A 26,175-nucleotide genomic window follows, 5' to 3' on the forward strand; every position below is an offset into this window, starting at 1 on the left:
GGAGGTCATGCTGCTCTACCGCATTCTTGTTTCCGTCTTCGCAGTCGTCGTCCTGACGCGCGCTTTCGCGCGGCAGGGACGCGCGGCGCTGCGCGAGCGGCTCGGGTGGGGCGGTCCGAAGGATGGCAAAGCGCGGATCTGGCTGCACGCGGCCTCTAACGGAGAGCTGTCCTCGGTGCGGCCCGTAATCCGGGCGCTGGCGGAGGCACGTCCCGACCTGTCGCTCGTCGTCACCTGCAATTCCGAAAGCGGCGTCGCTCTCGCGCGCGAGATGGGCCTCGATGCGTGCCTCGCCCCGGTCGATTTGTCTTGGATCGTGCGGCGTTTCGTGCGCGATTGGAGCGTTGCCGCGCATGTCGCGGTCGAATCCGAGCTGTGGCCGAACAGGCTCTTCGCGGTGCCGGGGCCGGTGATCGTCCTCGGCGGACGGATTAGCGCGAAGAGCGCGCGCAACTGGGCCCGGTTGCCGGATCTGGCGGCGCGGCTTCTGGGCAGGGTCGATCTCCTGATCCCACAAGATGCCGCCTCGCGCGAAAGGTTCCTGTCGCTGGGGCTTCCCGGCGCGGCGGCGGGCCCGGTGACGGAACTCAAGTCACTTTACGCGCCGCCGGCCGATCTGACATCGGACCACGTATTCGCGGACGCCTATCCGCGCGAGACGACCTGGCTGGCCGCCTCTACCCACAAGGGCGAGGAGGAGATCGTCATCGCCGCGCATCTCGAGGCGAAAGCGCGTGAGCCGGATCTTCGCCTGATCCTCGCCCTGAGACACCCGCATCGCGCTGCCGAGGTTGCCGCGCTTTTGCGCGAGGCGGGGCTCGACTACGCGTTGCGCTCCCGCGGGGACGCGCCGCGAGAGGTACTTCTGGCCGATACGCTCGGAGAGATGGCGCGCTGGTATTCGCAGGCGGGGCGGGTCTTCATCGGCGGCACGTTGACAGATCGCGGCGGGCATACCCCGTTCGAGCCGGCGCATTTCGGTGCGGCGATCCTGCACGGGCCGGATGTTGCGAATTTCGCCCGGCCATTTGCGCGGCTCCTGTCCGAAAATGCGGCGATCGAGGTCGAGACCGCGAGCGATCTTGCCGAAGGACTTGCTCACCTCTCCGATCCGGCCAGTCAGGCGCTTGCGGGTGACAGGGCGCGGGCCGCTCTCGGTGCAGAGACCGATCTTGCCGACCTGATGGCCTTGGTCCTGCCGCTCCTGCCGGAGTGACGCGCCGATCGTCCGCTGTTGCCAAGGCTCCCCAACCGTGCTCTCGCGGAGGTGAGCGCTTCTTGATGAAATCCTTGGAACGTTTATTTTCGCTCGGCACTTAAGCGGTCAGAGCCATGATCAGTTTTACCTTGAAATGCGCCGACGGGCATAGCTTCGACAGCTGGTTCGCATCGGCTTCAGCCTTCGATGCGCTCAAAGCGCGTGGACATGTCGCCTGCGCGATCTGCGGCTCGACCGATGTCGAGAAGGCGCTCATGGCACCGGCTGTCTCGAAAGGACGGGATTCGCCGAAAGAAAGGCTTTCCGGCCCCAAGAGCCCCGCAGAGCAAGCGCTCGCACGCCTCAAGGCGCATGTGGAGACATCCGCCGATTATGTTGGCCGCGATTTCGCACGCGAGGCCCGCGCCATCCATGATGGCAGCGCGCCCGAGCGGCCCATCTGGGGCGAGGCGCGGGCCGACGAAGCCCGCAAGCTCATCGAAGAAGGCGTTAAAGTCGCGCCGTTGCCTTTCACACCCACCCGAAAAAGCAATTGAGGCCCCTATGTCCCGCATCCTGATAACCGGCGCCAATCGAGGCATCGGCGCCGAGCTTACCCGTGAATTCAGATCGCGCGGCTCGGAAGTTCTGGCCACGGCGCGCGGCTCGGGCGGCGAGATCGCACTCGACGTCTCGGACCCCGCCTCGATCACTGACCTTGCGGAACGCATGGCGGATGTCGAACTCGATACGCTCGTTTGCAATGCGGGACTCTATCCCGACAAGGGGCACGATCTTGCGGACGGCTTTCCGTCCGATATGTGGGCGGAGGCTTTCGCCGTTAACGTGACCGGCGTCTTTTTGACCGTGCAGGCTTTCCTGCCACTCTTGCGCCGCGCCAATCTGGGGCGGGTCGCGATCATCTCGTCGCAGATGGGCTCGTCGACACGCGCGCCTGGCGGCAGCTATATCTACCGGTCCTCCAAGGCGGCGGCGGTCAATCTGGGCCGCAACCTCGCAGTCGATCTGAAGCCCGAGGGCATCGCCGTCGGCATCTACCATCCGGGCTGGGTCCGCACCGATATGGGCGGGCAGACGGCAGAGATTTCGGTTGAGGAAAGCGCCAAGGGTCTCGTCGATCGGATCGAAGGTCTGAGCCTCGAGAATACGGGCCGGTTCGAGACCTGGGACGGGCGGGAGCATCCTTTTTGAGCCTCCCCACCGCTCCGGAGGACTTCCCGTGCGCCTTCGCCGAGGCTTGGGCGAGCCGCGATGGTCATGCCATCGGCGCATTATTCCGGGACGACGCGGATTTCGTGAATGTCGTCGGTCTCTGGTGGCACGATCGCGGTGCGATCTCGAAGGCGCATGACATCGCTCTCAAGAGCTTCTTCGCAAAGACGAGCCTGACGCCTGGCGCGACGCGGACACGGAGGCTCGGCGCGGATCACGCCCTGGTGCAGTGCCGCTTCACCCTGACCGGCCAGACAGCCCCCGATGGCCGCGCGGCGGACCCGCGACGGACGATCTTCAGCTTCGTTCTCGAACGCACGGAGACGGGTTGGATCGGCGTTGCCGCGCAGAACACCGACCTCGTCGATGGCGCGGAGACACATGTGAACACGAACGGGCTCTCTCCTGCGGATTATCGCGGCACGCGGTAGCCGCGCCATTGCCGTCAGGCCCCGTCGCGCGGGTCTCTTGCGCGGAACACACCCCGCGATTACACCGCCGAACGATTCGACAACCGGGAGCCCCGTGATGCCCGTTCTCGTGATGAAGTTCGGCGGAACCTCCGTCGCCACGCTCGACCGTATCCGCCGGGCGGCCAAGCGCGTGGGCGTCGAGGTATCCAAGGGCTACGACGTCATCGTCATCGTCTCGGCCATGTCCGGCGAGACCAACAAGCTCGTGGGCTTCGTCAACGAGACCTCGCCCTTCTACGACGCGCGCGAATACGACGCTGTCGTCTCCTCGGGGGAGAACGTCACCGCCGGGCTTATGGCGCTGACCTTGCAGGAAATGGACGTGCCCGCCCGCTCCTGGCAGGGCTGGCAGGTGCCGCTCATCACCACCTCGGCGCATGGCGCGGCCCGGATCGAGGAAATCCCCACCGACAATATCAATGCCAAGTTCGGTGAGGGGATGCGCGTTGCGGTCATCGCGGGATTCCAGGGGATCAGCCCCGAGGGCCGCATCACAACCCTTGGTCGCGGCGGATCTGATACGAGCGCCGTCGCTTTCGCCGCCGCCTTCGGCGCGGAACGCTGCGACATCTACACTGACGTGGACGGCGTCTACACGACCGACCCGCGAATCTGCGAGAAGGCCCGCAAGCTCGACCGGATCGCTTTCGAGGAGATGCTGGAGCTTGCCTCTCTCGGTGCGAAGGTGCTGCAAACCCGTTCGGTCGAGCTGGCCATGCGCTACAATGTGAAGCTGCGCGTTCTGTCGAGCTTCGAGGAACAATCCGACGAGGCTGGAACGCTCGTCTGTTCGGAGGAACTGATCATGGAAAGCAAGGTCGTCTCGGGTGTCGCCTTTTCCCGCGAGGAGGCGAAGGTCACGCTCGTCACCATCGAGGATCGACCCGGCATCGCCGCTTCGATCTTCGGCACGCTGTCCGAAGCCGGGGTCAACGTGGACATGATCGTCCAGAACATCTCCGAGACGGGCTATGAGGGCCACAAGGACGGCGTGACCGACATGACCTTCTCCTGCCCGAACGATCAGCTTGCCCGTGCCGAGAAGGCGCTCGTGGCCGCGCGCGAGGAAGGCAAGCTGGGATTCGACCGGCTGGAGACGGAAACCGAGGTCGCCAAGGTCTCCGTCGTCGGGATCGGGATGCGGAGCCATGCAGGCGTCGCCGCGAAGATGTTCAAGACGCTCGCGCAGGAAGGCATCAACATCAAGGTGATCGCCACCTCGGAGATCAAGATCTCGGTGCTGGTCGAGCGCAAGTACATGGAACTTGCCGTGCAGGCCCTGCACGACGCGTTCGAGCTGGACCGCGCCGCCTGATTGATCCTGCACGCTTCGCGGCGGGGAAAGGCTGTCGCGCCGCATTGATGCCGGCGGCAACGACACGGATCGCACGTCGGCGCGGGGGTCTCCGAAATTTCGCTGTCCATGTGCGCCTTGCACTGAACCCTGAGCAGGTATGACGCGTTAGCAGGCGGATTGTCCGGTTCGGGCGCCCGAACGGCATATGCCGGGATGCTACGTCATTCCATTCCCGGCTGGGTTGTGATCTAAAGTGTCGCCGGAGGCTTCTACGCCTCCCAAGCCGAGGAACGGGGCAGAATGCCGGATGGTCTAGAAAGCGAGAGCCGCAAGCTCCTCCGCCGACTGCGCGACACGATGGCCGAGGATGCGGCCGGTCAGGCGCGGCTCGACAAGATCACCCATCTGACGGCGGATTCGATGGGCACCGAAGTGTGCTCCATCTATCTCTTTCGCGACGACAACACCCTCGAGCTGTGCGCGACCGAGGGTCTGAAAGCCGAAGCCGTCCACAAGACCCGTATGAAACTCGGTGAGGGCCTCGTGGGCCGCGTCGCCCGCACCGGCCGGATCATCAACGCCGCGGATGCGCCGTCCTCCGCGGGGTTCCGCTACATGCCCGAGACCGGGGAGGAGATCTATTCCTCCTTTCTCGGCATTCCGATCCAGCGACTCGGTGAAAAGCTCGGCGTTCTGGTCGTGCAGTCGCGCCAGGCGCGTGAATTCACCTCGGACGAGGTCTACGCGCTCGAGGTTGTGGCGATGGTCCTCGCCGAGATGGCGGAGCTGGGCGCGTTCGTCGGCGAGGGTGCGGCACTGGCGGCCCGCCATACCGAGCCGCGGCTTCTGCGCGGAACGATGGGGCAGGAAGGCGCCGCGGAAGGCCATGTGTGGCTGCATGAGCCGCGCGTCGTCGTCACCAACCTCGTGGCCGACGATCCGGCCCGCGAGAAAGAACGGCTCGACGAGGCAGTGCAGTCCTTGCAGGTCTCGGTCGATGATCTTCTGGCCTCTGCGCAGGATCCCGAGCAGCGCGCGGTTCTCGAAGCCTATCGCATGTTCGCGTCCTCCAAGGGCTGGCTGCGGCGCATGGAAGAGGACATCGAGCGCGGTCTCTCAGCGGAATCCGCCGTGGAGAAGCAGCAATCGCTCGCCCGTGCGCGCATGTCCCAGGCGACGGATGCCTACCTGCGAGAACGGCTTCAGGATCTCGACGATCTGTCGAATCGTCTTTTGCGACTTCTGACGGGGCAGGGCAACGAGACCGGCGCCGAGATGCCGCCCGATCCCATTCTCGTTGCGCGCAATATCGGGCCCGGCGAGCTTCTGGATTACGGTCGCTCGCTCAAGGGCATCGTCCTCGAGGAAGGCTCTGTCGGAAGCCACGCGGCCATCGTCGCGCGGGCGCTGGCCATCCCGCTCGTGATCCATGCCAGCGGGATCACCACCGAGGCGCTCAACGGCGATCATATCATGGTCGACGGCGATCAGGGCGTTGTGCATCTGCGTCCCGACGAGACAGTCGTCGGCGCGTTCCGCGACAAGATGGCGATGCAGACCAAGGCGCTCGAGCGCTACGCCTCGATCCGCGAGACCGCGTGCGTGACCGCCTGCGGCAGTCGCATCCACCTCAACATGAATGCCGGGCTCATGGCCGATCTGCCGAGCCTTGAAAGCTCGGGCGCAGAAGGCGTGGGCCTGTTCCGGACGGAGTTGCAATTCCTCGTCCGCAACCAGATGCCCAAGCGCACGGAACTGGCGGCACTCTATGCCCGCGTGCTCGATGCCGCGCATGGCAAGCGGGTGAATTTCCGCACGCTCGACATCGGCTCGGACAAGGTGCTTCCCTACATGAAGCCCAATGACGAACCGAACCCGGCGCTCGGCTGGCGCGCCATCCGCGTAGGGCTCGACCGACCAGGCGTTATGCGGATGCAACTCCAGGCGCTGCTCCGCGCGGCGCAAGGGCGGCCGCTGACGGTGATGTTCCCCTTCATCGCCCAGCTCGACGAGTTTTACGCAGCGCGCGCAGAGATGGACAAGACCATCGCCCGCGAGCGCCGTCTCGGCCATCCCGTGCCCGAGAAGATCGAAATCGGCGCGATGCTCGAGACACCAAGCCTTGCTTACGCGCCGCGCCGGTTCTTCGAGGAGGTCGATTTCCTCTCTATCGGTGGCAACGATCTCAAGCAGTTCTTCTATGCTGCCGACCGTGAGAACGAACGGGTGCGTCGCCGCTACGACACGCTGAATTGCTGCTTCCTGACCTTCGTGGAAGAGATCGTGACGCGCTGCGCGCAGACCGACACCCCCTTGTCCTTCTGCGGCGAGGATGCGGGCCGCCCGATCGAGGCGCTCTGCCTTGCCGCGATCGGGCTCAGGACCCTGTCCATGCGGCCCGCCTCTATCGGGCCGGTGAAACACCTGATGATGCGGGTCGATCTCGCGGATCTGAAAGCGGTGATCGACGCGGCTCGCGACGAGGGGGCGCAAAGCGCCCGTCCTGCGGTCATCGAATACCTGCGCGGGCTCGACTGACGACGCTTTTCCCGAACCGAGCGCAATGAGCTTGGCCCCGGACGCGGAGGCGCTCATCCAAGGTCATGCCATCTGGCGCGTGCCGCAGCCGGCAATGCCGCGCGTCACGCCCGAGAATATTATCTAATATTCTCGGGCGCCCGCCATCTCAGTCGACGGCGTCCAACGCCGCGACGTCGCCCGCCTCCAGGGCCGGTACCGCCCGCGCGACGCGTTCGGGCGACCAATCCCACCAGGCAAGCGCGTTCAGCCGCGCGATCTCGCTCTCCGAAAAGCGCATTCGTGTGACGCGCGCCGGGTTTCCGGTGACGACCGCGTAATCGGGGATCTCACCCCGCACCACGCTGCCAGCGCCGACGAACACGCCATTGCCGATGCGCGCGCCGGGACAGAGGAGCGCGCCGTAGCCGAGCCAGACATCGTTCCCGACGATCGTATCACGAGTGTCTGACGCATATCCGTGCATCCGGGTTGGATCGAAGACCTGGAAGGGAAAGCTCGTGAGCGCGCGGGTCTCGTGGTTCGCCGCCGATCCGATGAAACGCACCCCGTGGGCGATCTGGCAGTAGCGCCCGATCACGAGGCGCTCTTCGGCAAAATCGAAGAGATACGGTGCGAGACGTGCCGCCCAGCCGTCCGGAGGAGGAGGGGCGAAATCGGAAGCGTAGGTAAAGTCGCCGATCTCCATCCGGGGATGGTCGATCACGGCGCTCAGGTTGACGGTGCCTTCGTGCAACGTGCCATCGGGCAGGGTGATGGGATGCGCGAGGCGCGGGTCGAGCGTATGGACAGGCATGGTATGCCTCCTTTGACGGAACAGGTCAGTTGGGTTCGGTCAAAGGTGCTGGTCCATCGCTCCCTCCATCGGTGCTGGCTCAGTTCTACCGCGACACGCGCAAAAGATCAAAGCCCACCCGGTGCCAGAGAATTTTAGATAAAATTCTCTGGCTGGCCCTTCAATCGCCTGGCCGTTTGAGCGCGAACTTCTCGCGCACCACGGTGTAGTCGCGATAGCCCATCCGCGAGAGAGGGTTGAAGGTCAGCACGTCGAAGATCCCGTCGACGATGCAGGCATCGCGCATGTGCACGCCGGTCACCTCGCCGAAGACGGCGAAATTCGACTCGCCCTCGAGCTTGACGATTTGCGTGAGGCGGCATTCGAGGTTGGCGGGCGCGGCGGCGACGCGAGAACAGGCGATCGTCTCGCACTCTGCCTTCTCCAGTTCCGCGAGTTCGAACTCGTCGGTCTCCTTGTCCCACGGCCCCGAGGTTTGGTTCATGGCGTCCCGCAGCGCGTATTCGACGATATTGACGCAAAAGACGCCTGTCTCGCGGATATTGGCGACGCTGTCCTTGGTGTCGCCGCGATCTTCCTTGGCCGAGGTCGAGGCGAACATCACCTGCGGCGGCGTGTAGGCCACGGCGTTGAAGAAGGAATAGGGCGCAAGGTTCTCGCGGCCATCCGCGCCGCGGCTCGATATCCAGCCGATGGGCCGGGGCGTAACGATCGCGTTGAAGGGATTGTGCGGCAGGCCGTGGCCATCCTCGGGGCGGTAGAACATGGGCTGTCTCCTCGGCATCGGTGTCCGGTGTGCTTGGTCGAACGTAGAGCGCGCCCGGCCGCCGGCCGCAAGCCCCGGCCCGTTTGCCGAGCCGTGAGCGTCATGCTAGGCCCGGCGAACGTTTGAGGGCAGGCGGGCGGCACGGGTGTATACGCTCAGACAGGAACAGCCGGGCGACTGGTGGGAAATCGAGGCGCTCTACGACCTGAGCTTCGCGCCGGGGCGGACGGCGCTCTCGTCCTATCGGCTCCGCGAGGACGTGGCCCCGGTGGCCGCGCTCTGCCGGGTCGCGGTCTGGGAAGACGGCGGGGCGATCGGAGGGGCGATCCGCTACTGGCCGGTGCGCGTCGGCGGGTCGGAGGCGCTGCTCCTCGGTCCGGTCGCGGTGCATCCGACCGCGCAGGGCGAAGGGGTGGGCGGCGCGCTCATCCGCGACAGTCTCGAGCGGGCGCGGCCCATCTGTCCGCGTGTCCTGCTTGTCGGCGATGCGCCTTATTACTCACGCTTCGGCTTTACCCGCGCGGAGGGTGTAGAGATGCCCCCTCCGACAAACCCGGACCGCGTGCTGGCGCTCGCGCTCGAGGAGGGCGCGTGGTCGGAAATCCGCGGAGAGGTGTCTCGCGCCGCTTGAAAGCCGCGTCCAGCGCGCCGATCTTTCTGTCATGACGACGACCGATCTTGTCCCGCGCGCCTATGACGCGCAACTCACGGCCTTGGCCCGCCGCCACGAACGCGCGGGCGGCGTTGGCCTGCAGGTTCTGAACATCCTCGGCAGCCAGGCGGAAAACCTTCTCGAGCGATTGCCCGACCGGGTCAAGGACCGGCTCGAGAGCGCGACGACCCGTGCGCTCGAGATCGCGATGCGCGCCGCCAGTTCGTCGCGCAGGTCGGTGCCGGACCAGCAAGGCTGGCTCAATACCGCGCTGACGACCGCGATGGGCGCGGCGGGCGGTGCGGGCGGCTTGCCGACCGCGATGGCAGAACTGCCGGTCACGACGACCGTGCTGTTGCGCGCGATCCAGGGCATCGCGGCGGAACACGGATACGATGCGTCCGATCCGGAGATCGCGAAGGAATGCCTCCTGGTCTTCGGCTCTGCCGGCCCGCTCGAAGCCGATGATGGCGCGGACATGGCCTTTCTTTCGGCGCGGGTGACGCTGACCGGGGCGACGGTGCATGGGATCATCGGGCGCGTCGCGCCGCGTCTTGCCACCGTGCTCGGCCAGAAGCTTGCCGCCCAGACGGTTCCGATCCTGGGCGCCGCGGCCGGAGCGGCCACGAATTACGCCTATACCAGCTACTACCAGGAGATGGCGCAGGTGCATTTCGGCCTGAAACGTCTGGCCGAAGACAGCGGCCAGAGCCGGGACGCGCTGGTGACCGCGCTCCGCGCCAAGATCGCCGAGCGGCCTTAACATTTCGGCAAGGTTAATGTGCGAAGACCAGGTGCGGCTGGAAATTCGGCCCATGCGCGGCCGGCGCGGGTCAGAATGGCCCGGCCCGGAGATCGGTCAGAACGGCTTCTGCGCGATGATATAATACTCGATGCCCGGCCGTGCCTGAATGGCGGCCGGGCTTTTTTGTCTGCCAGACCGACCCCTGGGCCGCGCCGCATTGCCAAGCGTCATCCGACCTGATTGTCTTGGCCCGAACGGTGCGGGGACAGGCATGAGCACACGGCTAGGGATCATCGGCGGCTCGGGCATCTACGACATGGACGGGCTCGAGGATGCGGACTGGGTGCAGGTGGACACGCCCTGGGGGCCGACCTCCGACCGCATCCTTACCGGCACGCTCGATGGGCAGCCGATGGCCTTCCTGCCGCGCCACGGACGCGGACACGTCCATGCGCCGACCGATGTGCCCTACCGCGCGAATATCGATGCGCTGAAGAGGCTCGGTGTGACCGACGTCATCTCGGTCTCGGCTTGCGGGTCGTTCCGCGAAGAGATGGTGCCGGGCGATTTCGTCATCGTCGAGCAGTTCATCGACCGCACCTTCGCGCGCCAGACCTCGTTCTTCGGCTCGGGCTGCGTCGCGCATATCTCCTTCGCGCATCCGACTTGCGCGCGGCTTTCGAAGGCCGCCGCCGAGGCGGGCCGTGCAGCGGGCGTCACGGTGCATGAAGGCGGCACCTACCTTGCGATGGAAGGGCCGCAATTCTCCACCTATGCCGAAAGCCGCCTTTACCGCGAGGCGTTTGGCGCGGATGTCATCGGGATGACGAACCTGCCCGAGGCCAAGCTCGCGCGCGAGGCCGAGCTTTGTTATGCGACGGTCGCGATGGTCACGGATTACGATTGCTGGCATCCGGGCCATGACGCAGTCACCGTCGCGGACGTTGTGCGCGTTCTGACCTCCAATGCCGAGAATGCCCGCGCGCTGGTCCGCCGCTTGCCGGATCTGTTGGGCACGCGGCCCGAGATCTGCCCAGAAGGCTGCGACCGCGCGCTCGATCACGCCATCCTAACCGCACCGGCTGCGCGCGATCCCGCGCTTCTCGCACGGCTCGATGCTGTGGCGGGCCGGGTTCTCTGACCGAATACCTGCGAAAAAGGCCAAGACGATGACAAAGGTCGAAGACCATATCCGCACGATCGCGGATTTTCCGCATGAAGGCATCATGTTCCGCGATGTCACCACGCTCTTCGCCGATCCGCGGGGGTTTCGGATGGCGATCGACCAGCTTCTGCATCCTTATGCGGGCCTGAGATTCGACAAGGTTGTGGGCCTCGAGGCGCGGGGCTTCATCCTAGGCGGCGCGGTCGCGCATCAGCTCTCGGCGGGCTTCGTGCCGGTTCGCAAGAAGGGCAAGCTGCCCGGTCGGGTGATCTCGGAAAGCTATACGCTCGAATACGGCGAGGCTGTGGTCGAGGTGCATGACGATGCGCTGCAGCCGGGCGAGAAAGTGCTGATCGTCGACGATCTTCTCGCCACCGGCGGCACTGCCGAGGCTGGTATCAAGCTGTGCGAGCGGCTCGGGGCCGAGATTATCGGCTGTGCCTTCATCGTCGATCTGCCAGACCTTGGCGGACGCAAGCGGCTCGAGGCGCTGGGCATGGAGGTCCATGCGCTGTGCGCCTATGGCGGTGCGTGAGCCGCACTCTCGAAGAAGAGTGCGGGGCCGATTGCGAGTGCGAAATCGGCGGTGCGCCCGGACGTCCGCGAGTTGCCTATCGGAAACACGGCGCTTATGTCTCGGCGACTGAGAGAACAAACGGGAGGACAGCATGGTCGAGCGCGTGATCCGCGAAGGATTGAAGGTCGAAGCAGGGCTCGCCGAGTTCCTTGAAAAGCGCGCCCTGCCTGGCACGGGCGTCGCGGCGGATGCCTTCTGGAAAGGCTTCTCCGAACTCGTTGCCGAAATGACGCCCGAGAACCGCGCCCATCTCGCCACGCGCGAGGAGATGCAGTCCAAGATCGACCTTTGGCATCGCGACAATCCCGGCAAGATTTCGGACATGCAGACCTATCGCGCCTTTCTCGAGGATTTGGGCTATCTCTTGCCGGAAGGGGGCGATTTCGAGATCGAGACGAGCAATGTCGATCCCGCCATCGCGAAGATCGCCGGCCCGCAGCTCGTCGTGCCCATCACCAATGCGCGCTTCGCGCTCAACGCCGCGAATGCGCGCTGGGGCTCGCTCTATGACGCGCTTTACGGCACCGATGCGCTGGGCGATCTGCCCGAAGGCAAGGGCTACGATCCCGAACGCGGGGCACGGGTCATCGCCTGGGCGAAGGAGTTTCTGGACAAGGCGGTGCCGCTCGCCTCGGGCTCGCACAAGGACGTCTCGGCTTATTCCGTAGAAGGCGGCGCGCTCGTCACCGATACCGGCCCGCTTGCCGATCCGGCGCAGTTCAAGGGCTGGCGCAATGAAGACGGCGCGACGCGGTATCTTCTGGAGAATAACGGCCTGAAGATCGAGCTTGTCGTCGATCCCTCCCATGCCATCGGCAAGACCGATCCTGCGAACCTCGCGGATGTGGAGCTCGAGAGCGCGGTATCCGCGATCATGGATTGCGAGGATTCGGTCGCCTGCGTCGACGGGCCGGACAAGACACTCGCCTATTCCAATTGGCTCGGCCTGATGCAGCGTGATCTCGAAGAGAGTTTCGAGAAGGGTGGAGAGACAGTGACGCGCCGGCTGAACCCTGACCGCGTCTACGAGACACCCGATGGCGCCGGGCTCACGCTGCCCGGCCGCGCGCTCATGCTCGTGCGCAATGTCGGCCACTTGATGACGAATCCCGCGATGCTCGATGCGGAAGACAACGAAGTCTTCGAGGGGCTGATGGACGCGATGATCACGACGCTGATCGCGATGCACGATCTCAAGGAAGAAGCTGCCGGAAATTCCCGCGCCGGTTCTGTCTACGTGGTCAAACCGAAGATGCATGGACCCGCCGAGGTCGCTTTCGCAGACCGGATCTTCCTCAAGGTCGAGGCGGTTCTGGGGCTCAAGCAATACACCGTGAAGCTCGGCATCATGGATGAAGAGCGGCGCACCTCGGCGAACCTCAAGGAGTGTATCCGGGCCGCGAAACACCGGGTGGCCTTCATCAATACCGGCTTTCTCGACCGGACGGGTGACGAGATTCACACCGCGATGGAAGCTGGCCCGATGGTGCCCAAGGGCGAGATGAAGGGGAGCGAGTGGATCGCTGCCTACGAGGATCGCAATGTCGATATCGGTCTTGCCTGCGGACTGAAGGGCCGGGCGCAGATCGGCAAGGGGATGTGGGCCATGCCCGATCGGATGGCGGCGATGCTGGAGGCGAAGATCGGCCATCCAAAATCCGGCGCGACTTGCGCCTGGGTGCCGTCGCCGACTGCGGCGACCCTGCACGCGACGCATTACCACGAGGTCGATGTCGCCGCCCGGCAGGACGCGCTTGCCAAGGGCGGGCCGCGTTCGGGTCTCGACGCGCTTTTGACGATCCCGGTGGCCGAGGGCCGCAACTGGGAGAAGGACGTGGTGCGCCGCGAGATCGAGAACAACGCGCAAGGCATCCTGGGTTACGTGGTGCGCTGGGTCGATCAGGGCATCGGCTGCTCCAAGGTGCCCGATATCGACGATGTCGGGCTCATGGAGGATCGCGCGACCTGCCGCATCTCCGCGCAGCATATCGCGAACTGGCTGCATCACGGTGTCGTCTCTCGGGACGAGGTGATGGAGACGTTGCAGCGCATGGCCGAGGTGGTGGACAAGCAGAACGCCTCCGATCCGGGCTACCGGCCGATGGCGCCGGGCTTTGACGGGATCGCGTTCCAGGCGGCCTGTGATCTGGTCTTCAAGGGCCGCGCGCAGCCCTCGGGCTATACCGAGCCGGTGCTGCATCGCCGGCGTCTTGAATTGAAGGCGGCGGGGTGAGACCGGCGGATCCGGTCGGCGGGGCCGACCGGATCCGGGTGGGGCTCTGCCCCACACCCCGTGGTATTTTCGCCAACCCAAATGGGGGGGCGCGGGCAGGGTCCACATGTCCCTGCTGCGTTGAAAAGGAGACGACATGGCCGAGATCTCGTTGCGCCGGGCGCGCACCATCATTCGCAAGACGCTGGATCATGGAAAGGCGGCCGGGATGAAGCCGCTGTCGGTGATCGTGCTCGATAGCGGCGGTAACCCGATCGCGTTCGAACGCTCGGACGGGGCAAGCCCGGGGCGGTACCAGATCGCGCATGGCAAGGCCTATGGCGCGGTGATGCTCGGCATGCCGGGCTCGGCGCAGATGAAGCGCGCGGAGGATCAGGCTTACTTCATCGCCTGCGCCAATGGCGCGCTCGGCGGGGCGCTCGTGCCGGTTCCGGGCGGCGTTCTGGTGCGTGACGGCAAGGGCCGGCTTCTCGGCGCGGTCGGGGTGACGGGAGATACGTCCGACAACGACGCGGCTGCCGCCAAAGCGGGCATCGAGGCCGCCGGGCTCGAGGCGGAGGTCTGAGGGGCTTCACCTCGCGGGGGCTCTCGATTACATATGACGGGTTCCATTTCGCAAGAAAGAGGCCGTCATGACCCGTCCGGTCATCGGGATCATCACCAATCATCACCTGATCAACGATCAGTATCCGGCCCATGCGGGCGGAACGATGAACTCCGAGGCGGTGGCGCTCGTCTCGGAGGGGCTGCCGCTTCTGATCCCGGCCGATCCGCGCGTGGTCTCGGTGGCCGAGCTTCTCGAAGCCTGTGACGGGTTTCTTCTGACCGGGGGGCGGCCCAACGTGCATCCCGAGGAATACGGCGAGGAAGCAACCGAGGCGCATGGCGCTTTCGACCGTGACCGCGATGCCATCGCCCTGCCGCTGGTTCGGGCCTGCGTCGAGCGCGGACAGCCGGTCTTTGGCGTCTGCCGCGGCTTCCAGGAAGTGAATGTCGCGATGGGAGGCACGCTCTATCCCGAGATCCGCGATCTGCCAGGCCGGATGAACCACCGGATGCCGCCTGATGGGACGCTGGAAGAGAAATTCGCGCTGCGCCACAAGGTCAGCTTTACCGAGAACGGCCCGTACCACCGTATTCTCGGCGCACGGGAAGTGATGACGAACACGCTTCACGGGCAGGGGATCAAGAGCGCGGGCGCGCGGGTCGTGATCGACGGACATGCGCCGGACGGCACACCCGAGGCGACCTATATCGATGACGCGCCGGGCTTCACGCTCGCGGTGCAATGGCACCCCGAATGGGATGCGGCGAACGATCCGGTGTCGCGTCCGCTGTTCCAGGCGTTCGGTGCCGCGGCGAGGGAATGGGCCGAGCGCAAGCAGCCGAAGCGCGCCGACCAGATCAGCGCCTGAAGGTCAGGCGCTGACTTTCGTCTCGCGCGTGGGTGGGGCGTAAAGCTCGAGCGGTGCGATCCGGTCGAGCAGCGCCTTGGCCTCGAATGCCTTGAGACAGAGCCGCGCGGTCTGCCCATAGGCGTCCTCGCTCCGCTCTACATGCGGGAAGGCCGCCCAAAGCCGCGCAAGGTTGATCTTCGAGATCCCCTCGAGGCCGCTTTTGCCGACGAAGAAGCTTTCGGTCTCCGCCCCTTCGGCGAAGATGACTTCGTGACGTGCCAGCGCGAGGTGGTAATACTCGACTGCGGGGGCCGGATCGCGTCGGATGCCATGCCATCCGACGAGGTGGATCGCCGCAACGAAGACCTCGTCCACTCCGAACAGCATCTCGGCGGCGGGGCCGCGCATCAGGATACGGTGCTGCGGTGAGACCTTCAGATCGCCGAACTGGCCGGGCAGTGTGCCTGCGGGGATCAGCACGGGCGCGAAGTCTCCATCGCCCTGAACCCGGTCCGAGGCGATCCAGCGCAGGGGGCTGAGGCCCGACTCCTGCGTCGCGATCAGATCGCCGGTCTCAAGCGTCTCGACCGCGCGCCAGCCTGCCGCGGTGCGGATCCGCGTGCCGGGCGTGAAGCAGATGATCTGGTCGATATTCGAGAAGGTGACGATCGAGCCGTCGAAGAGCTGAACGGTGCCGAAACTCTCGCCGGTGATCGGGTCGGTGGTGAAGGAGAGCGTGCCGCGGTCGGCAGCGCCCGTCAGGTCGAGAATGTCGCCGCCGGTCTGGTCCCCGGTGCCGCCGTCGATGCTGATGCCGTCGGTGCCGGGCTCGCCGAGATCGGTCAGCAGGAACAGGTCGTCGCCGTCGCCGCCGAAGACCACGTCGCCCTGGGCCACTTCGATCGTGTCGTTGCCCGCGCCGCCATCTAGCGTATCGGCGCCAGTGCCGCCGATGATGGAATCGTCGCCTTCCTCACCGAAGAGCCTGTCCGCGCCGCCCGCACCGTCCAGCGTGTCGTTGCCGAGGCCGCCATAGAATTCATTCGTGAAATCAGGGCCTTCCTGGTCGTAGCCGGTCAGGCTGTCGGCAAAATCCGAGCCGATGATCCCGTCGATCCCGCCTTCGCTGACATCGCCCGTCGCGTGGCCGCCCGAGAAGGTGTTGTTGGCCAGGTTGATCGTGACACCGGCATCGGACGAGGCGTAGGAGGCGAAGTCCATGCCCGCTCCGGCCGAAAGCGTGTCAGCGCCCTCGCCACCTTCGAGCGTGTCGTCGCCATCTCCGCCGACAAGGGAATCGTCGCCGCGTCCGCCCGAGAGCGAGTCCGCGCCGGCGTCGCCGGTGATGGTGTCGTCTCCGCCTTCACCGAAAATCGTGTCGTTGCCCGCGCCGCCCGAGATGACATCGTCCTGGTTCTCGGACGGGACCACGTCGTATCTCATATCCGTGACCCAGATCCCCTGGGTGCCGGATTGCTGGTTGGCATACGAGATCGACACAGAGGAGACCGGACCCGCGATCTCGACCAGAACGGCGCCACCGGCCTGGGCCGCCGTGTTTGCGTTCGTGGAGGCGGTGACCGTATTGCCGCTGACCGTATCGGCGCCATAGGGCGACAGGGTGACCGTGACGGGATCGCCGTTGATATCGACCGCGTTGACCGTGACGACGTCGGTATGGTTGCCGCTGCCCCAGTCGACGTCGTTGATGATGAAGGTCAGGTTCTCGACATGGTCTTCGTAATCGGCGTTCGCGCCGTCGAAATCGATCGTCGTGACCGAGGTCTGTCCGTCACCGTTTCCGAAAAGATAGAGCGAGGAGTTCGGGTTGAACCCTTCCGCGCCGACATATTGCGGATCGTCGGTGTCGATCTGGAAGGTCGTGTTGTTGTTGCCGGTATTGGCGAAGGAGACGGTCACATCGACGCCACCGGTATTCTGGGTGATACCTCCGGCGACGTTCGTTCCGTTGCCTCCGACCGCGTTCCAGCGGAACGTCTCGCTGAGGTCGGGTCCGGGACCGGTCAGCGTGTCGTTGCCGCCATAGATTAGATCGTCGCCGTCGCCGCCCTCGATCGTATCCGAGCCAAAGCCGCCATAGACCGTGTCGTTGCCCGCGCCCGCGACGATCGTGTCGCCGAGCGAGGCGGTATCGTCGTCGATGCCTTCGCCTTCGCCGTCGGTATAGGCGTAGTCTATGAGATCGCCGCCGGACGTGCCGTCGACATAGCCGACCGCGTAGTCCTCGTAAGAGAAGACGGGATCACCGGCCGCGCCATTTGGTGTCGTATCGACCTGGTTGATCGTGTAGCTGCGGCCCGCAACGAGCGTTTCCTCGGACAGCGTGTAAAAGCCGGTTGCGGGGCCAGAATCGACGCGCAGGGTCGCTACCTGGAACGTCTCGCCGCTGACGGTATCGGTGACGGTCCAGACCTCTTCAGCGTAGACCACCGCGTTGGTGGAGGTGCCGCCCGGTGTCGTGACTGTCGCGGTCGCGGTCTCGCCCGCGCCCAGATCCTCGAGCCTAAGACCTCCGGCACCGGACTGGTTGTCGGTGATCACGGCCGTCCCGTTCGGCGTCGCCGCTCCGTTCCAGGTGCGGGTCGCACCCGCGCTCGAGCCGAATTGGCCCAACGGGTCGGTCAGATAGATATCGAACGTGTAAGTCGGCATGGGACTGCTCTGCACTTCTGTGCCGCTGTCCTTCTGACGAGACGTCGCGGCCGGTTAGAATGCTCCGGCCGGGCCGCAGCGTTGTTAACCAGAACTAGCCGCGGGCGATGTCGAAATTTGGCGAGGAATCTGTCTAAACTTGGAAAAGTCCATGGTCGCGAAACGATGAAACGCCCCCTATGAGGGAGCGTTTCGCAAGATCGCTGGCAGGGGCGCGGAAGATGTGGCGAGAAAGCGGCGGAAGAGGATGGCTCGCCTGCGCTCCGCCGCGCACGATTTTACAATTCGCCGCCTGCGATCTGGATCGCCTGACCGTTCATGCTGCCCGAATTCTCGCCGCAGAGAAACAGCGCGGCCTCGGCCACCTCCTCGGAGGTGACAAGGCGTCCATGCGGGTTCACGCCGACCATGACCTTCTGCGCTTCGGCCTCCGACATGCCAGTGCGCTCCATGATCTTCTCGACATTCGAGGACACGATGTCGGTGTCGACATAGGCGGGGCAGAGCGCGTTGAACGTGTAGGGCTTGCCCGCGTAATCGGCGGCGAGCCCACGCATCAACCCTATCATGCCGTGTTTGGAGGCCGAGTAGGCCGGTGCGCCCTTCAGGCCCTTCAGACCCGCGATGGAGGAGACGGCGATCACGCGGCCCCAATCTGTCTGCCGCATCGACGCGAGGCAGGCGCGTATCGTCAGGAAGCAGCCGTCGAGATTGATGCCCATCATCTGCCGCCAGAACTCGAGGTCGGTCTTGTGGATTGCGCGGCCCTCGGCGATGCCGGCATTGGCGACGCAGATCTGCACGGGTCCGCGCGCCGTGACCGCGGCGGCGACACCGTCTTCGACCGAGGTCTCGTCCGAGACGTCCATGACGATGCCGTGGATCCGGTCAGTCTCGGCGGCCCGCAGGCGGTCCTCGCGCCGCCCGGTGATCGTCACTTGGGCCCCTTGCGCTGCGAGCGCCTGCGCTATGGCCAGGCCGATCCCGGTTCCGCCGCCTGTGACGAGCGCGTGTTTGCCGTCGAGATGCATGATGGTCCTCCTTTGGTAGTGCGCGAAGCCTAGAAGCCGCGATGCTTCGGCCACAAGGGCGCTTGCCGCCGCTGCATGGCTGGCGCAGGCTGGACGTCGCGTCAGGATGCGGAGGGACCGAGGATGCGCTGGATCGACATGCCGCCCGTATGGCTGGCGGGCCTGCTGCTGCTGTCCTGGCTCTTTCGTGGTGTCGGCCCTGACTTCGCGCTGGAGAGTGTCGGAGCCCTCATCGTGCTCGCTGGAGCCTGCGTGATCGCGCTCGCAGCGCGCGAGTTCCGCCGTCACCGCACCAGCATCATTCCCGGCGACGCGCCAAGTGCCCTTGTCACAACGGGGATTTATCGGTTCAGCCGCAATCCGATCTACCTGGCCGATGTCGCGATATTGCTCGGCGCATCGCTCTACTGGGGCTCGCTGCCCGGTCTGATCCTTGTGCCGGTCCTTGCCATGATCCTTCAGCTCCGCTTCATCCTTCCCGAAGAGCAGCGCATCCAGGCTACATTTCTTTCCGAATTCGACGCATACGCGCAACAAACGAATAGGTGGCTTTAACTCCGCCGGAACCTATGCTCTAGGTTCGAGCAATCCGGCGTGCGCGGGCGAGGGGTATGGCTTCCAGCCATCGCCGCGCTCTACGTTGGCACCAAGACCGATGGACCGAAAAGGGGACGAGATCCGTGAAGATTGGAACACCCAAAGAGGTGATGGAGGGCGAAGCGCGCGTCGCGATGACGCCCGACAGCGCCAAGATGCTTCAGAAACTCGGCTACGATTGCGCGATCGAGACGGGCGCGGGCGACAAGGCCGGCTTCCCCGATGCCGCCTATGAGGAGGCCGGCGTCGAGATCATCAAGACCGCGGCGGCGCTCTACAAGGAGGCCGATGTCATCGCCAAGGTGCAGCCGCCGACCGATACCGAGGTCAAGCGGCTGTCCGAGAAGAAGCTTCTGATCTCCTTCTTCTGGCCCGGCCAGAACGAAGACCTGATGAAGGCCGCAGCCGACAAGGGCGCCAGCGTCATCGCGATGGACATGGTGCCGCGGATTTCCCGCGCGCAGAAGATGGACGCGCTGTCCTCGATGGCGAATATCGCGGGCTACCGCGCCGTGATCGAGGCGGGCAACAATTTCGGCCGCTTCTTCACCGGGCAGGTGACGGCGGCGGGCAAGGTTCCCCCGGCAAAGGTTCTGATCGTCGGCGCGGGCGTGGCGGGCCTTGCCGCCATCGGCACGTCGACCTCGCTCGGCGCGATCACGCTGGCCTTCGACGTGCGTCCCGAGGTCGCCGAACAGGTGGAATCGATGGGCGCCGAATTCGTCTATCTCGATTTCGAGGAAGACCAGGAGGACGGATCGGAATCGGGCGGCTACGCCAAGCCCTCCTCGCCTGAATTCCGGGAGGCGCAGCTTGCCAAGTTCCGCGAGCTCGCGCCCGACGTCGACATCGTCATCACCACGGCGCTCATCCCGAACCGCGAAGCGCCGGAGCTCTGGACCGAGGACATGGTCAAGGCGATGAAGCCGGGCTCGGTGATCGTCGACCTTGCCGCCGAGAAGGGCGGCAATTGCAAGCTCACGCAGAAGGACAAGAAGATCGTCACCGACAATGGCGTGACGATCATCGGCTATACCGACTTCCCCAGCCGGATGGCCAAGCAATCCTCGCTGCTCTACGCCACGAACATCCGTCACCTGATGACCGACCTGACCCCCGAGAAGGACGGGCAGGTCAATCACAACATGGAAGACGATGTCATCCGCGGCGCGACCGTCGCGCATGAGAAAGAGGTGACCTTCCCGCCACCACCGCCAAAGACAAAGGCGATTGCGGCGCAGAAGCCCAAGCCCAAGGAAAAGGAAAAGACCCCCGAGGAGAAGCGCGCCGAAGAGATGGCCGCATTCCAGAAGCAGACCCAGCAGCAGGTCGCGCTACTGGGCGTCGGGGCTGTGCTGATCCTCGCGGTGGGCCTTATCGCGCCCGCAAGCTTCATGCAGCACTTCATCGTCTTCGTCCTGTCGGTCTTTGTCGGCTTCCAGGTGATCTGGGGCGTCAGCCATTCGCTGCACACGCCGCTGATGGCGGTCACGAACGCGATCTCGTCGATCATCATCCTGGGCGCGCTCATGCAGATCGGATCGAGCTCGTTCCTGGTGATCCTGCTCGCCGCGGTGTCGGTCTTCATGGCCGGTATCAACATCGTCGGCGGCTTCATGGTGACACGGCGCATGCTCGCCATGTTCCAGAAATCGTAAGCGGGAGGCAGGATTATGGATTTCGGATTCACGACGGCGGCCTATGTGGTCGCGGCAGTTCTCTTCATCCTCTCGCTCGGTGGCCTGAGCGGGCAGGAAAGCGCGAAACGCGCGATCTGGTACGGCATCGTCGGCATGGCCATCGCGACCGTGGCGACGCTCATCGGGCCGGGATCGGGGCTTTGGTTCGTCTCGATCGTGCTGGTCGCGCTGGGCGGCGCGATCGGCTGGCAGCTCGCCAACAAGGTGCAGATGACCCAGATGCCCGAGCTTGTGGCGGCCATGCACAGCCTTGTCGGCCTCGCTGCGGTCTTCGTGGGCTTCAACGCCGACATCACCATCAACATGGTCGAAGCGGCGAAAGCCGCCGGCGAGAGTGTCGAGGGCAACTTCGCAGAGCTCGTCGCCAAGAAGACGCCGGTGGAGATCGGCATCCTGATGGTTGAGCTCAGCCTCGGCATCTGGATCGGCGCGGTCACCTTCACCGGCTCGATCATTGCCTACGGCAAGCTTGCCGGTAAGGTCGACACCTCGGCCAAGCAGCTGCCGGGCGGGCATATGCTCAACCTCGCGGCCGTGCTCGGCTCGCTCCTGATGCTGGTGCTCTATCTCGGCGGATCGGGGTCCTGGACGCTCATCCTGATGGCGCTTCTGGCCTTCTTCATCGGCTATCACCTGATCATGGGGATCGGCGGCGCGGACATGCCGGTCGTCGTGTCGATGCTGAACTCCTATTCGGGCTGGGCCGCGGCGGCGATCGGCTTCTCGCTCGGCAACGATCTTCTGATCGTGGTCGGCGCGCTGGTCGGCTCTTCGGGCGCGATCCTGTCCTACATCATGTGCAAGGGCATGAACCGCAGCTTCGTCTCGGTGATCCTGGGCGGTTGGGGCGGCAGCTCCGGCGGCGCACAGGCCGAGGTCGAGGGCGAACAGGTGGCCATCGATGCCGATGGCGTGGCCTCCGCGCTCGAGGAAGCGGACAGCGTCGTGATCGTGCCGGGCTACGGCATGGCCGTGGCACAGGCGCAGGGCGCGGTGTCGGACCTGACATCGAAACTGCGCGGCAAGGGCAAGACGGTCCGCTTTGCGATCCACCCGGTCGCAGGCCGCCTTCCGGGCCACATGAACGTGCTTCTGGCCGAGGCGAAGGTGCCCTACGACATCGTGCTCGAGATGGAGGAGATCAACGACGACTTCCCCGATACCGATGTCGTCATCATCATCGGCTCCAATGACATCGTGAACCCGGCGGCGCAGGACGATCCCAACTCGCCTATCGCCGGGATGCCGGTTCTGGAAGTCTGGAAGGCCAAGAACGTCTTCGTCTGCAAGCGCGGTCAGGGCACGGGCTATTCCGGCATCGAGAACCCGCTGTTCTTCAAGGACAACACGCGGATGTTCTACGGCGACGCGAAAGCCACGATCACGGAGCTGCTGAGCAAGATCAGCTAAGCACTCCGAACGCTACTGGGAAAATGGGCATCGCATCGCGCGGTGCCCGTTTTTTTGCGCTCCACCGCCCCGATGGACGAAACTCAAGGAGGCGTGCGCCTCAATAGGCGCAGTATACCGTTGTACGCGCATAACTCATTGGATCGAAAGATATTTTCTGTTTCCCTATCTGAGTTGGCAGGCTACGTTGCCGCTAAGTCAAGGAGTGCGGACATGCCGCCGATTCAGGATCATCCCCTGCGATACAGCCTCGCGAACGAGCTGCATGCGCGGCCGTTTCCCGCGCTCAAGACGCCGTGCCGCGCAGTGTTCCTGGCGATCAAGAAGGCCAAGGGCGCGGCCTCGCGCGACAAGTCGCTCGATCTGCGGCACCTGACGGACTTGCTCGATCGCTACGGCGCGCCGCATCCGCAGCCGGGCGCCACGCATTTCCAGGGCGCGATCGGGCGGCATATGCTGAAATGGGAGCAGCATACCGAGTTCGTCACCTATACCGTTTTCCTCGAAGGGCTGGGCGAGCGCCCCTATGACGCCGCGGATTTCGAGGTCTTTCCCAGCGAATGGCTCGACGACGCGCCGGGCGTGCGGGTGACCTCTTGCCTCATCCGGTGCGAGATCCGGCCCGAGGGAGATGCCATCTCCGATCCTCTGGACGATTGGTTCGTGCCCGAAAGCCTCGCGGTCTCGTCGGTGATCGACGACGAGGCGGTGATCGCGGGCGATTTCCGCATCGATCCGGCCGGGCATACCCGCTTTGCCGTCTTCACCCGGCAGGGCGTCGGGCAGCGGCGCGTGGGGCGGATCGTGCAGCGGCTCACCGAGATCGAGACCTACAAGGCAATGTCGATGCTCGGCTTTACCCGCGTGAAGGCGATCAGCCCGCGTATGGGGGAGATCGACAGCGAGCTTACGCGCCTCATGGAGGTGATGACGCAAGGCGAGGCACCGGCAGAGGAGACGCTGAAGGCGCTGCTCGCGGTCTCGGCCGAGCTTGAAGCTCTTTCCGCGCAGACATCCTTCCGGCTGGGCGCGACCGGAGCCTACGAGGCCATCGTCGAGCAGCGCATCGACGTGCTGCGCGAGGAGCGCTGGGACGGGCGGCAGACCTTCCGTGAATTCATGACGCGGCGCTACGATCCGGCGATGCGAACTGTGAAATCCGCCGAGCGGCGGCTCGGCACGATGGCCGAACGGGCGATGCGGGCGGGCGATCTCTTGCGGACGCGCGTGGAGGTCGAGCGCTCAGCGCAGAACCAGCAGCTTCTGGAAAGCATGAACCAGCGGGCCGATATGCAGCTGCGCCTGCAGAAGACTGTCGAAGGCTTGTCGGTGGTTGCGATCAGCTATTACGCGGTCTCGCTTGCTGCCTATCTGCTCTATCCGCTGGCCGAAGCTGTGGGATTGTCGCGGGGGATGCTGACCGCTGGTGTGGTTTTGCCGGTCGTGCTCGCGGTCTGGTGGATGATCCGGCGCATCCGCATCCAGATGGAGAAGCAGGGCCCCACGCTCTGAGCGGCGCTTCGGCGGCACGCGCTGGGGGCTTTGCGCCCCCAGACCCCCGCACGGTATTTTCGCCAACCCAAACGGGCAGGGGCGGCGCGTCAGCGTCCCCGGATGCGCGGGTCGAGCGCGTCGCGCAGGCCGTCGCCGAGATAGTTCACCGAGAGCACGGTCAGCGAGATCGCGATCCCCGGCAGCATGACGCGTTCGGGAAAATCGACCATGCGCGGCACCGCGTCGGCCAGCATCTTGCCCCAGGTCGGGTAATCGGAAGGGAAGCCCACGCCGAGGAAGGACAGCGCGCTTTCGGTGATGATCGCGGTGGCAAGGCCGAGCGTTGCCGAGACCATGATCGGCGAGAGAACGTTCGGCAGAAGGTGGCGGCGGATGATCTTGCCGCTCGTGGTGCCGATGGAGCGCGCGGCGAGGATGAACTCGCGTTCCTTGAGCGCGAGGATATCGCCGCGCACGATCCGTGCCGTAGGCATCCAGGATGTCAGGCCGATCACCGTCACGATCAGGATGAACATGCCCCCCTCGGGGCCGAAATTGGCGCGCAGCGGCTGACGGAAGAGCGTCACCGCCACGAGAAGGAGCGGCAGGATCGGCAGCGACAGGAACAAGTCCGTAAGGCGCATGAGGATGCCGTCGAGGCGTTTGAAATAGCCCGCGACAACACCCACCGCCGTGCCGATCAGCAAGGACAGCACCATCGCCGCCCAGCCGACCGCCATCGAGGCGCGCCCTCCCGCGATCATCTGCGCGAGTTGATCGCGGCCAAGATTGTCCGTGCCGAACGGGTGCGCCCAGGACACCTTAGCGCTGCCATCCCAGATGATCGTATAGATCGGGCGCAGATCCTTGTTGCGAATATCGAGGGTTTGCGGATCGAGCGTCAAGATCCACGGGCCGACCAGCACCGCGAGCGTGATGAACACGAGGAAAGCCCCGCCCATCATCGCGCCCTTGTGCCGGGTGAATTGCTGCCAGACATCGACCCATTGGCTGCGGGGCGGCTCGAGCGGGCCTTCGTCGGCCAGCGCGTCGATCGCGACGGGGGAGGCGGGGACAGGCTCAGTCATAGCGGATCCTGGGGTCGAGCACGCCGTAGAGCACATCTGCGATGAGATTGAACATCACGATGAGGAAGGCGAAGATGAATGTCAGCGTCATCACCATCGGCAGATCGTTGGCGAAGAGCGCGGTGATAAGAAGCTGGCCGATCCCGTTCACCTTGAAGACGTTTTCGGTGATGATCGCGCCGCCGAAGATCGCGGGCACGCCGAGCGCGATCACGGTGACGACGGGGATCATTGAATTGCGCAGGACGTGGATCGTAACCACCACCGCTTCGGAAAGGCCCTTGGCGCGCGCCGTGCGCACGTAATCGGCGCCGAGATTGTCGAGCATCGAGGCGCGCATGTAGCGCGAGATCTGCGCGGTCGTCTGCAGCGCCAGCACCATGACCGGCATGACCATCTGCTGAAGCTGGACCTTGAAGCTCGCCCAGTCGTTCACGACATGGGTCGTGTCGTAGATCGAGGGGAACCAGCCGAGGCTCACCGAGAAGATCACGATCAGGAGCGGTCCGGTGAAGAATGGCGGGATCGAGAAGCCGATCATTGTGACGAACGTGCCCGCCTGGTCGAACACCGAGTATTGCCGGTAGGCTGAATAGACGCCGATCGGCAGCGCGATCAGCACGCCCACGACGTAGGCGAGGCCCACGACCCACATGGTCTGCGGCAGGCGCTGGATCACGATGTCCATCACCGGAGAGCGCGTCTGCCAGGAGATCACCCTGAGCTCGTTCTGATACAGCTGCGTGTCGGGCAGCCAGCCCAGAAGCCAGGACTCGCGTGTCACCCAGTCGATGAAGACCTGAGGCTCGATCCAGAAGACCTGCACCAGCCATTTCCAGTATTGCACGAGCGGCGGCTCACCGAGGCCGAGCGCCTCGCGCATCTGCTGTTTCACCTCGGGCGGGACGGTCAGCGGCACCTGCGCCATCGGATCGCCGGGCGCGAGCTGCAAAAGCATGAAGATGGCGAAGCTGATGAAGAGCAGCGTCGGCACCGCGAGGACAAGTCGTCGGATCGTATAGGTCAGCATGGGGTGTCGGCCGTTCTTGGAGGCGGTGAGGGGCTGGGCTGGGCGTCACCCGACGCGGAGGTTCGGGGCGCGCGTTGCTCGC

At 65.0% G+C, this 26,175-nt stretch carries 23 protein-coding genes; 17 read left to right on the plus strand and 6 right to left on the minus strand.

The annotated features are described in order from the left end of the window. Positions 1–7 precede the first annotated feature (7 nt). From BM171_RS09115 to ptsP, 6 genes are all read left to right on the plus strand, one after another. Positions 8–1,216: a 3-deoxy-D-manno-octulosonic acid transferase gene (locus tag BM171_RS09115; protein ID WP_093010839.1), complete on the plus strand. Its 1,209-nt coding sequence runs from the start codon at positions 8–10 to the stop codon at positions 1,214–1,216. A 116-nt stretch (positions 1,217–1,332) separates the two neighbouring features. Then, on the plus strand, positions 1,333–1,755 hold the full coding sequence (locus BM171_RS09120) for a DUF1178 family protein (RefSeq protein ID WP_093010841.1): 423 nt from the start codon (positions 1,333–1,335) through the stop codon (positions 1,753–1,755). Positions 1,756–1,762: 7 nt separating this feature from the next. Next, positions 1,763–2,410: an SDR family oxidoreductase gene (locus BM171_RS09125; protein WP_093010843.1), complete on the plus strand. Its 648-nt coding sequence runs from the start codon at positions 1,763–1,765 to the stop codon at positions 2,408–2,410. After that, entirely contained in the window at positions 2,407–2,862 is a 456-nt protein-coding gene (locus tag BM171_RS09130) for an SgcJ/EcaC family oxidoreductase (RefSeq protein WP_093010845.1), read from the plus strand. The genes BM171_RS09125 and BM171_RS09130 overlap by 4 nt, the downstream gene beginning before the upstream one ends. 97 nt (positions 2,863–2,959) lie before the next feature. Beyond that, positions 2,960–4,219 (plus strand): aspartate kinase, encoded by a 1,260-nt coding sequence (locus tag BM171_RS09135; RefSeq protein ID WP_093010847.1) that lies wholly within the window; start codon positions 2,960–2,962, stop codon positions 4,217–4,219. Positions 4,220–4,501: 282 nt separating this feature from the next. After that, entirely contained in the window at positions 4,502–6,739 is a 2,238-nt protein-coding gene (gene ptsP / locus BM171_RS09140) for a phosphoenolpyruvate--protein phosphotransferase (protein WP_093010849.1), read from the plus strand. A gap of 148 nt (positions 6,740–6,887) precedes the next feature. On the opposite strand, the gene BM171_RS09145 is transcribed toward ptsP, so the two are convergent. Together BM171_RS09145 and BM171_RS09150 are read right to left on the minus strand one after the other, a co-directional pair. Next, a complete protein-coding gene (locus BM171_RS09145) occupies positions 6,888–7,535 on the minus strand; it encodes a CatB-related O-acetyltransferase (protein ID WP_093010851.1) in 648 nt (215 codons plus the stop codon). A 160-nt stretch (positions 7,536–7,695) separates the two neighbouring features. Continuing rightward, entirely contained in the window at positions 7,696–8,301 is a 606-nt protein-coding gene (locus tag BM171_RS09150; protein WP_172975005.1) for a flavin reductase family protein, read from the minus strand. A 145-nt stretch (positions 8,302–8,446) separates the two neighbouring features. On the opposite strand from BM171_RS09150, the gene BM171_RS09155 reads away from it, so the two are divergent. From BM171_RS09155 to BM171_RS09185, 7 genes are all read left to right on the plus strand, one after another. Continuing rightward, complete coding sequence (locus BM171_RS09155; RefSeq protein ID WP_093010855.1) at positions 8,447–8,932, plus strand: GNAT family N-acetyltransferase; 486 nt, start codon at positions 8,447–8,449, stop codon at positions 8,930–8,932. A gap of 31 nt (positions 8,933–8,963) precedes the next feature. After that, the gene (locus tag BM171_RS09160) at positions 8,964–9,716 is read left to right on the plus strand and encodes an EcsC family protein (protein ID WP_093010858.1); all 753 of its coding nucleotides are present in this window, start codon (positions 8,964–8,966) and stop codon (positions 9,714–9,716) included. Positions 9,717–9,969: 253 nt separating this feature from the next. Next, positions 9,970–10,839: an S-methyl-5'-thioadenosine phosphorylase gene (locus BM171_RS09165; RefSeq protein ID WP_093010861.1), complete on the plus strand. Its 870-nt coding sequence runs from the start codon at positions 9,970–9,972 to the stop codon at positions 10,837–10,839. 28 nt (positions 10,840–10,867) lie between these two features. After that, positions 10,868–11,398: an adenine phosphoribosyltransferase gene (locus BM171_RS09170; protein WP_093010864.1), complete on the plus strand. Its 531-nt coding sequence runs from the start codon at positions 10,868–10,870 to the stop codon at positions 11,396–11,398. Between the two features lie 133 nt (positions 11,399–11,531). After that, complete coding sequence (locus BM171_RS09175) at positions 11,532–13,673, plus strand: malate synthase G (protein ID WP_093010866.1); 2,142 nt, start codon at positions 11,532–11,534, stop codon at positions 13,671–13,673. Positions 13,674–13,809: 136 nt separating this feature from the next. After that, entirely contained in the window at positions 13,810–14,238 is a 429-nt protein-coding gene (locus tag BM171_RS09180; RefSeq protein ID WP_093010868.1) for a GlcG/HbpS family heme-binding protein, read from the plus strand. A gap of 67 nt (positions 14,239–14,305) precedes the next feature. Next, a complete protein-coding gene (locus tag BM171_RS09185; RefSeq protein WP_093010871.1) occupies positions 14,306–15,088 on the plus strand; it encodes a gamma-glutamyl-gamma-aminobutyrate hydrolase family protein in 783 nt (260 codons plus the stop codon). A gap of 3 nt (positions 15,089–15,091) precedes the next feature. Here BM171_RS09185 and BM171_RS19340 read toward each other — a convergent pair whose 3' ends face one another. Together BM171_RS19340 and BM171_RS09195 are read right to left on the minus strand one after the other, a co-directional pair. Further along, entirely contained in the window at positions 15,092–17,743 is a 2,652-nt protein-coding gene (locus BM171_RS19340) for a Hint domain-containing protein (RefSeq protein WP_093010873.1), read from the minus strand. Between the two features lie 278 nt (positions 17,744–18,021). After that, positions 18,022–18,774: an SDR family NAD(P)-dependent oxidoreductase gene (locus BM171_RS09195; RefSeq protein WP_093010876.1), complete on the minus strand. Its 753-nt coding sequence runs from the start codon at positions 18,772–18,774 to the stop codon at positions 18,022–18,024. Between the two features lie 123 nt (positions 18,775–18,897). On the opposite strand from BM171_RS09195, the gene BM171_RS09200 reads away from it, so the two are divergent. The 4 genes from BM171_RS09200 to BM171_RS09215 all read left to right on the plus strand — a co-directional run bounded on the left by BM171_RS09200 (position 18,898) and on the right by BM171_RS09215 (position 23,993). Continuing rightward, entirely contained in the window at positions 18,898–19,329 is a 432-nt protein-coding gene (locus BM171_RS09200; RefSeq protein WP_093010879.1) for a methyltransferase family protein, read from the plus strand. A 125-nt stretch (positions 19,330–19,454) separates the two neighbouring features. After that, positions 19,455–21,029 carry a Re/Si-specific NAD(P)(+) transhydrogenase subunit alpha gene (locus BM171_RS09205; protein ID WP_093010882.1) on the plus strand — a complete coding sequence of 525 codons (1,575 nt, stop codon included), beginning with the start codon at positions 19,455–19,457 and terminating at the stop codon, positions 21,027–21,029. A 15-nt stretch (positions 21,030–21,044) separates the two neighbouring features. Continuing rightward, positions 21,045–22,481 carry an NAD(P)(+) transhydrogenase (Re/Si-specific) subunit beta gene (locus BM171_RS09210; RefSeq protein WP_093010885.1) on the plus strand — a complete coding sequence of 479 codons (1,437 nt, stop codon included), beginning with the start codon at positions 21,045–21,047 and terminating at the stop codon, positions 22,479–22,481. 213 nt (positions 22,482–22,694) lie between these two features. Continuing rightward, positions 22,695–23,993 (plus strand): DUF3422 family protein, encoded by a 1,299-nt coding sequence (locus BM171_RS09215; RefSeq protein ID WP_093010888.1) that lies wholly within the window; start codon positions 22,695–22,697, stop codon positions 23,991–23,993. 89 nt (positions 23,994–24,082) lie between these two features. Here the strand turns inward: BM171_RS09215 and BM171_RS09220 are convergent, their stop codons facing one another. Continuing rightward, positions 24,083–25,063 carry an ABC transporter permease gene (locus tag BM171_RS09220; RefSeq protein WP_093010891.1) on the minus strand — a complete coding sequence of 327 codons (981 nt, stop codon included), beginning with the start codon at positions 25,061–25,063 and terminating at the stop codon, positions 24,083–24,085. Beyond that, positions 25,056–26,093: an ABC transporter permease gene (locus BM171_RS09225; protein WP_093010894.1), complete on the minus strand. Its 1,038-nt coding sequence runs from the start codon at positions 26,091–26,093 to the stop codon at positions 25,056–25,058. Before BM171_RS09225 ends, BM171_RS09220 begins: the two co-directional genes overlap by 8 nt. Between the last annotated feature and the right edge of the window lie 82 nt (positions 26,094–26,175).

It is taken from the genome of Roseivivax halotolerans (assembly GCF_900115815.1).
In the GTDB taxonomy this organism is placed as follows: domain Bacteria; phylum Pseudomonadota; class Alphaproteobacteria; order Rhodobacterales; family Rhodobacteraceae; genus Roseivivax; species Roseivivax halotolerans.